This window comes from Candidatus Harpocratesius sp. (assembly GCF_054039255.1).
Genome location: NZ_JBPLBG010000043.1, coordinates 76,179 through 83,566, shown reverse-complemented (window position 1 = coordinate 83,566; position 7,388 = coordinate 76,179). Strand labels below are relative to the sequence as shown.

Sequence of the window (7,388 nt, the reverse complement as noted above, 5' to 3'; positions counted from 1 at the left end):
GAAAGTATATCGTTTATCTAGAAAATTAATGTGTATAGTGAACAGACGGATTGATATGTTGAGAATAATTTACGATTGGATAATAAAATTAAAAAATTAAAAAGATCCTCGAATTTTAAAATTCATCTACATTTTTAAATAATTTAAATTAGTTATGATTGTTCTCCAATCAGATTTTTAATATATGTTATTATTTCTTTATTTCCTTTTTCAGCTAAATCTAATAAGCTATTCAATTCTTCACGATTGAAATTTTTTCCTTCAGCTGTTCCTTGAATCTCAATCAAATTTAAATCTTCATCCATAACAACATTCATATCCACATCAGCATTGCTATCTTCCTCATAGCAGAGATCGAGCATAGGTATTCCCTTTATTATTCCAACTGAAATTGCAGCTATTATTTTAAAAGGGGGTATTTTCTGAATATATTCCAATTCAATCGCTTTCTTAAGAGCATCATAAACAGCAATAAAAGCACCTGTAATAGACGCACATCGAGTTCCTCCATCTGCCTGGATGACGTCTGCATCAATTTTAACTGTTATTTCGCCTAATTCATCAAGATTGAAAGCAGCACGTATTGCTCTACCAATTAATCGTTGTATCTCTTGGCTTCTTCCTGAAATTGATCTTTTACGATCTCGATTTCTGCGTGTATTCGTAGCCCGAGGGAGTAAATCATATTCTGATGTAATCCATCCTTTTCCACTATCTCGTAAAAATCTTGGTACTGAGTCTTCAACTGAAGCAGTTACAATAATTTTTGTATCTCCTTGCTGAATTAACACACTACCTTCTGGCCATTTCAAATAATTTCTCACGATAACAAGAGAGCGTAATTGATTAGGTAATCTTCCATCTATTCGATTTTTATTAATCTGATTTTCTGTTTCATTACTCATCTTTATCAATTATTAATAACTAATAATATTGTTAAACCGCGTGAGTATAAGAGTATTTGGGCAATAGTTGGATTGAATAAGGGATGAATTCAAAAGAAATAATTGAAATTGTGTCGAATGATCAGACAGTTCAGCAATTATTTAAACTTGATCCAGAATCTGAACTGTTTATTCATAAAATTCAAGGGAAATCTTTGTTATTTCTCCAGAATCACTTTCCTGAATTATTTTCTCCAAATATCACTTGTATATGGAGTGTGAATCTAATTTCCCATATAATGATTAAAGAACATGCTTATGGAAAAATAAAATTCTTTTTAAACAATGAAGGAAAAATATTAAAAAAAATCAAGAATTTATGAATTTCTTATAATTCAAAAATTCAGAAAATTTTTGGTTTTTTGTAAAAATAATAAGAATTAGAAATATAAAGATATGAAATATTATTTATATAGAAGTGATTGGCGTGTTTCTCACAACTTATGAAAAACAATGGTATAATTTACCAAGTTTCAAACAAAAAATCAAGGAATTTATCAAAAAATCCAATCTTGATATATTTTTTGAAAAGAATACGTCAAATCAAATAAATAATGAGAAAAATCCTTTAATTCTTTTAGAACAACTTGCGCTTCTTTTAGTTCATCCAAATCCTTCCATCCGAAATAATGTGGCGTCTTTTCTGCATAAATGCCTTCCCAACAGAGCTTTACAGCTCTATGATGCTGGAAATTTAATTAATGAATTACCAAATTCTATTAAAAGTAAAGTCATTCATCAAATGACAGAGCATTATAAAACAGCTAATTTGTCATATCTTAATTTTTCTACTTTTTGGTTAGGAATGTATGGAACTGATGATAGTCTTCCACTACTTATCAAGAATTTATCACATCCTTCTATTAAAATTGTTAAGCAAGTGATTAACGCCATTGGAATATTTGGTTCTCCGCGAGCAATTCCATATTTGCTCCCCTTAATTCATAAGTACAATGATCAATCACAAATTCAACGTGCTGTTATCGAAGCTATTGGAATCTTAGGTCAAGAAGGTGTTGGTATTCAAAGTTTAATACATGAGCTTTATACTCAAGATACTACAAATTATCAATTATTAGAAAGATATATTAAATCATTTGGAGCACGCATATTAAAATATGTTGCTTGTGAGATTGAATTTGAAAAGAATTCCTTTAGAAAAAGGCTGTTACAAGAATTTTGCGATTCAATTGCTCAAGAATTTGCTATAAAAACATCAAAACAATACACTATCCTTTTATAGGGTGTAGATTTCTTTTTAAATAGGAACCTTCATGAAATCTTATAATAAATCTCACATTTTTATTATATTAATTTGGTTTTTACTATATTCAATTGGTTTGATATTACGATTGTATAATATTTTTTCTCTATATTATTTGATTATAGTTGAAGTATATTTCCTTTGTTTCTTTTTTTTAAATATTCGATATGCATTTTCTTCTCATAATAAATTAAAGAAAAAGGAGCATGCTGAGTATTTTATTAATGAAATCATGCTTTCAATTTCATACTTGGCTTTAATGTTATATCTTCCCTTCCTATTTTCTTTTAATTTAGAAGATGAATTATGGTCATTTATCTATTTTAATTTATGGAATTCGTTATCTATTCATATTTTTTGCTGGTTTATTTACATTTTTTTTGCTCAAAGGAATAATCAGCGAAAACATCGTAATTTAAATTATTCTGAGTGGTTATATCTTGTTCAAATGCTCCATAATTCAAAAAATGATACTATTCATAATTCTACACGTAAATTGATGCATTTTGGAATTGCTTTTGGTTTATTATTAATCTATATTTTATCTAGAACATTTGTTAATATTCCATTGTTTGCCCAATTTGGAATTACAGAATCCCTTTTCATCAAATATTGGTGGTTTGCGATCCCTCTTCATTTATTGTGGATGCTTAATATTGCTGATCTCTTTCGTCTGAATGGTTTTTCTTTTTTAGGTCGTTTTGCAACAAGGTGGTTTGAATCTTCCATTAGAGAAAAAGAATTTTATACTTTTACTTCAGCTCCTTTAATGATTATTTCTTGGTTTCCTTTTCTTTTAGTATCAGAACCAATTTTTATTATTATTGCATTTGTTAGTTCAATAAGTGATGCCTTAGCTAGTATTATAGGTAAAAAATATGGTAAAGTTAAGGATTCTCATGGTAAAACAAGAGAAGGGTATCTTTCAGGTTTTTTTTCTACTCTAACCTTAAGTTTTTTTGGAATTATGTTTTTAATTTCATCAATTAATTCCATATGGTTAATTTCGTTTGCATCTATATTGACTTCAATTGGATTTTATATAGTAGATCGCTATGCAAAAATAGTTTCTGATAATTTTCTGAATTCCATGATAGTTGGTGGAATCTTATGCTGTTTCCTTGCTTTTTTATAATATTTTCTTAGCGGAAGATTTTTCTACAAAATTTAAAAGGATATTCTCGGTATAAAAAGATAGCAATTCATAGAGGGATGAACTATAGAATTTAATATCGAAAATGAAATTTATAGCGAAATATTAAATGCTTTTAAAGAAAAGAATTTCAGATCAGGATTTGAAGAAAGAGAGATTATTAAATTAATGCATTTAGCAAAAAATCCTGCATTAAATCCAGAATTAGTTAATATCATAATAAATAATGCAATAATATTGTTGTTAACACTCTTTTTTCAAAAAAATTCTATTTCCCCTAATGAATATTCTTGTGATACTCACAACTGCGAGACAAATTTGAAATCTCTTTTTTTAAATTTTTTAAATGACGATTTACCTATATCTTCAACAAATTAATAATTATTTCTCAGATTTTTTTTTTTATTCTTTTCCTAAAATTGAAAGAATTTTCCCAATTTTCTTTTTTTGTGCAAAATTTTATTTAAGTAAGTGCCTAAAATTAAGATAGAAGGAAATTTCACTCCCACGATCTGCTATGAATGATTATAACACTTTTCCTCAAGATCTCTCTTCTTTGCATGATAAGAATTCAGATACTACCTTTAAGAATTATACAATCAAAGATTATAAAGAAATAGGGAAGAATTATGATCTTTTTCTCTCTGAAGCAAGTGTAGCTTATCAAAAAGGAAAATCTGTGTTAAATAATATAAGTTTATATCTAAAACCAGGTGAAATTTTAGGATTGATAGGAGGAAGCGGCGCTGGGAAAAGCACATGTATGAGAGTGATGACTGGTCAAATCAAACCTCCTCAATTAACTCATGGATTTGCAGTTACTGCAGGATGTCGTGCAATTAAGGATAACTTAAAATTAATTCATCATATTGGATATGTTCCACAATTAGAATATTTATCATTATATGAACAATTTTCTGCTCTTGATAATTCTCTCTTTTTTGGTCGAAATTATTGTATTTCAAAGAAACAGATTTTAAAACGAGCTCGTGAGATTTTAGGTATTTTAGGATTTGAAAATGAAGAATTACTAAATAAACCTGTTAAATATCTCTCTGGTGGTGAACGAAAGAGAGTTTCAATTGCAGTTGGTCTTATTAATACACCAAAAGTATTATTTTTAGATGAACCTACTACAGGGTTAGATCCACATCTTAGAATCAGTGTTTTAAATTTTCTATTAAAGATCAATAAAGAATTTAATACAACAATGGTAATCGTATCACACGATTTAGAAATAGCGGATTACTGTACTAAAGTGGCTATTCTAAACTTTGGACAACTGGCTGGTTTTGGAAAACCAAAAGATCTTGTAGAATCTTTACCAAGCAAAGGGAAAATGTTAACAATTCATCTAAAATCTTATAATTCACGGGTTCATTTTAGAAAAATTAAAGAAATTGCTGGAATTCGTTACATTTTAAATGCAGGAAGAAATCAAATTAAACTGTTTTCTGATGAAATTGGAAATTTAAATTTAATAATTTCACAATTGCGGGAGATTGGGTTAGAAATTGAGCATTTTAGTTTAGATCATGCCGTTTTTTTAGAATATTTTCGTATAAAAGGAAAACATATTGAGGGGGTTTAGAGATGTCAGAAGATATTTTATCAGATACTCGATCAAGATTATTAAGAATTACTAATATGGTACGAAAAGAAATAAAAACATTAATTTCTGATAAAACTGCTATGTTTATCCTATTTTTCATTCCTTTTTTATTGATCCTAATATTGGGAACTTCACAACCTCGTTTGGAGGCAACAAAAACAACAATTTGGATCATTGATTATGATCATTCTGAAGGATCAGAACAATTTATTGAGACAATGAAATCTTTGAATTTATCTTTGGCAGTAGGTCAAAAATTAAGCCCGAAGATTTACGCCTCTGGTGAACTCGCGCCTATTGAACCAAATCTTGGAGATGTGGAATCTTTTGGAAATGTTACTGAAGAATTGGCTCAACGAACAATTAAAACCCAATATTTAGATGCTTATATTATTTTACATCAAGGATTCGAAGATGATATTGCAATCAATGGAACTACCACAATCTTGGTATATTATGATGCAATTGATTTTACAAAAATGATTATCTCTGATATGATAGTATTAGTGGGTTCAAGTGAAATTCAAGTGAAGAATATGTTATTTGAGCGTGATATTATATATTTTCCTGAAACTCGACCTAAAAATTATGATCTTAATATCTTAGATCTTGGTGCACCTTATTTTATTCCGTTGATGCTCTTCTTTACTATGCAGTTAATTTCTACTCAATCAATTGTTGGTGACATTCCACTTCGACGATTACTAAATACAAGTTTAAAACGGGGTGAAGTGATAACTGGAAAATTAATTGCTTATACAATTATTGGTATTTTTCAAGTTTTGCTTAGTATTTCAATGCTTTCAATATTTAAGGTTACAATGCATTGTTTATGGTTAGATCTCTTTCTGATTCTTCTTTTAAATTCCATTGTAGGTATTACAATGGGCATATTTATTTCTACTATAACAAAAAGTCGTTTACAAGCGTCACAACTATTTCTTTTACTCTTTTTTTTAATGTATATAAATGTATATTATGTGCGAAATATATTCTTTCTAACATTTATTCCTATTGAGCAAACTCGAATTGCTTATGAATTTCTTGCCTATCGTGGGAAAGGAATGGTCTCTATTTGGGCTCCAATATTATATATGTGTATTACAGGATTATTTTTCTACTTAGCTTCAGTGATTTATATTAAATTTATTAAAAAGGAGTTTATATAATGAAAGAAGAATTGAAATTGTTCAGTATTTCTTTACATTCGATTTTGGCAAGTTGGAAAGAAGATCATTTAATAAAACCCATTAAACGTTATGGAGCCTTGGTACTGAAAGAGATTAAAGTGTTAGTTAATGATAAAGGTGCAATGATAATTACATATGTAATACCTTTAATTGTAGTTCTTGTATTAACTATTGGTTCTAGTGGTCAAATTATTTCAACTGATGATTCCAGCAATAGTGCTAGAATAAATGAATTGTTTAAAAATGAAATACCTATAATTGGGATCATCGACTACGATCAAAGTGAAGGTTTTCCAGATAGAGATCTTTCTTCAGATTTTGTCGCAAAATTTCAAGAAGCACAGACAGAAGGGCTATGTGTACTTTTTGAAACAACAAATCAAAGCGAATTGGAATTTTTATTAGGAGATGGGGAAATAAATGCATTTATAATAATTCCTCCAATGTTTGAGTTTAACCTTTCAATACATCTTCCTGTAATCGTTCCAATTGTAATTGATTCAATAAATACTGTCAACCTTCAGTCTACGCAGCAAATTGTGGATGGAATTATTCAAAATTTTAAACAAGAAAATGATTTTACTGGAGTATTTAAGATAAACAAGAATTTGGTAAACGTACCAGATAAAAATCAAATATTTTTTGCTGCTGCTCCATATATAATCCCTTTAGTGATATTTGGAATTGGTTGTTTGACTTCTACTCAAAGTATCGTCTCAGATATACCAAAAGATCGAATGGTATTAACACCAACGAATAAAGGTGAAATGATGTTAGCTAAAGTATCTGCAAATATTCTTATTCAGATGGGTGTTGTTATTATTTTTATTATTACAAGTCTTTTTGTTAATTTACAAATTATGAGTAACTATTTTATGTATTTTATTGTGCTATTTTTAATGGAGATAAATGCAGTTTTGATTGGTGTAGCTATTTCAGCAATTTCTAAAACACCTCTAACTGCATATCAATATTTTATTTTTATTTTTATTTTTCAAATTGTGGCGATTTTGTTTATTGAAAATCCGATGATATTAATGACAATGCCTCTTTACAACGGTTATCAATTGCTTTTGCAAATTGTGCTTCGAGGACAGAATATTTGGTCCGTACGTATGAATCTTTTTAGTTTGGCTGTTGAATCTTTAATTATATATTTAATTGGATATGTTGTTTTTAAAATTCAGAAAACAATGCTTTGATTTTTTTAAAATAATAATTACCT

The 7,388-nt window shown here is 28.4% G+C and carries 8 protein-coding genes; 7 read left to right on the top strand and 1 reads right to left on the bottom strand.

Annotated elements, in window-relative coordinates; all coding sequences use genetic code 11:
- Positions 1-152: 152 nt before the first annotated feature.
- A complete protein-coding gene (gene rph, locus ACXLDF_RS10635) occupies positions 153-905 on the bottom strand; it encodes a ribonuclease PH (RefSeq protein ID WP_457558505.1) in 753 nt (250 codons plus the stop codon).
- A gap of 83 nt (positions 906-988) precedes the next feature.
- Here rph and ACXLDF_RS10630 point away from each other — a divergent pair, with 83 nt between their 5' ends.
- The 7 genes from ACXLDF_RS10630 (at position 989) to ACXLDF_RS10600 (ending at position 7,365) form a co-directional block, all read left to right on the top strand.
- Positions 989-1,267, top strand: coding sequence for a hypothetical protein (locus ACXLDF_RS10630; protein WP_457558504.1), 279 nt, complete (start codon positions 989-991; stop codon positions 1,265-1,267).
- A gap of 104 nt (positions 1,268-1,371) precedes the next feature.
- Positions 1,372-2,187, top strand: a complete 816-nt coding sequence (locus tag ACXLDF_RS10625) for a HEAT repeat domain-containing protein (RefSeq protein WP_457558503.1) — start codon at positions 1,372-1,374, stop codon at positions 2,185-2,187.
- 253 nt (positions 2,188-2,440) lie between these two features.
- Positions 2,441-3,343 carry a hypothetical protein gene (locus ACXLDF_RS10620; RefSeq protein ID WP_457558502.1) on the top strand — a complete coding sequence of 301 codons (903 nt, stop codon included), beginning with the start codon at positions 2,441-2,443 and terminating at the stop codon, positions 3,341-3,343.
- 186 nt (positions 3,344-3,529) lie between these two features.
- A complete protein-coding gene (locus ACXLDF_RS10615) occupies positions 3,530-3,739 on the top strand; it encodes a hypothetical protein (protein WP_457558501.1) in 210 nt (69 codons plus the stop codon).
- Between the two features lie 139 nt (positions 3,740-3,878).
- Positions 3,879-4,952, top strand: coding sequence for an ABC transporter ATP-binding protein (locus ACXLDF_RS10610; RefSeq protein ID WP_457558500.1), 1,074 nt, complete (start codon positions 3,879-3,881; stop codon positions 4,950-4,952).
- A gap of 2 nt (positions 4,953-4,954) precedes the next feature.
- Positions 4,955-6,142 (top strand): ABC transporter permease, encoded by a 1,188-nt coding sequence (locus ACXLDF_RS10605; protein WP_457558499.1) that lies wholly within the window; start codon positions 4,955-4,957, stop codon positions 6,140-6,142.
- Positions 6,142-7,365, top strand: coding sequence for an ABC transporter permease (locus ACXLDF_RS10600; protein ID WP_457558498.1), 1,224 nt, complete (start codon positions 6,142-6,144; stop codon positions 7,363-7,365). The genes ACXLDF_RS10605 and ACXLDF_RS10600 overlap by 1 nt, the downstream gene beginning before the upstream one ends.
- The last annotated feature ends 23 nt before the right edge of the window (positions 7,366-7,388 follow it).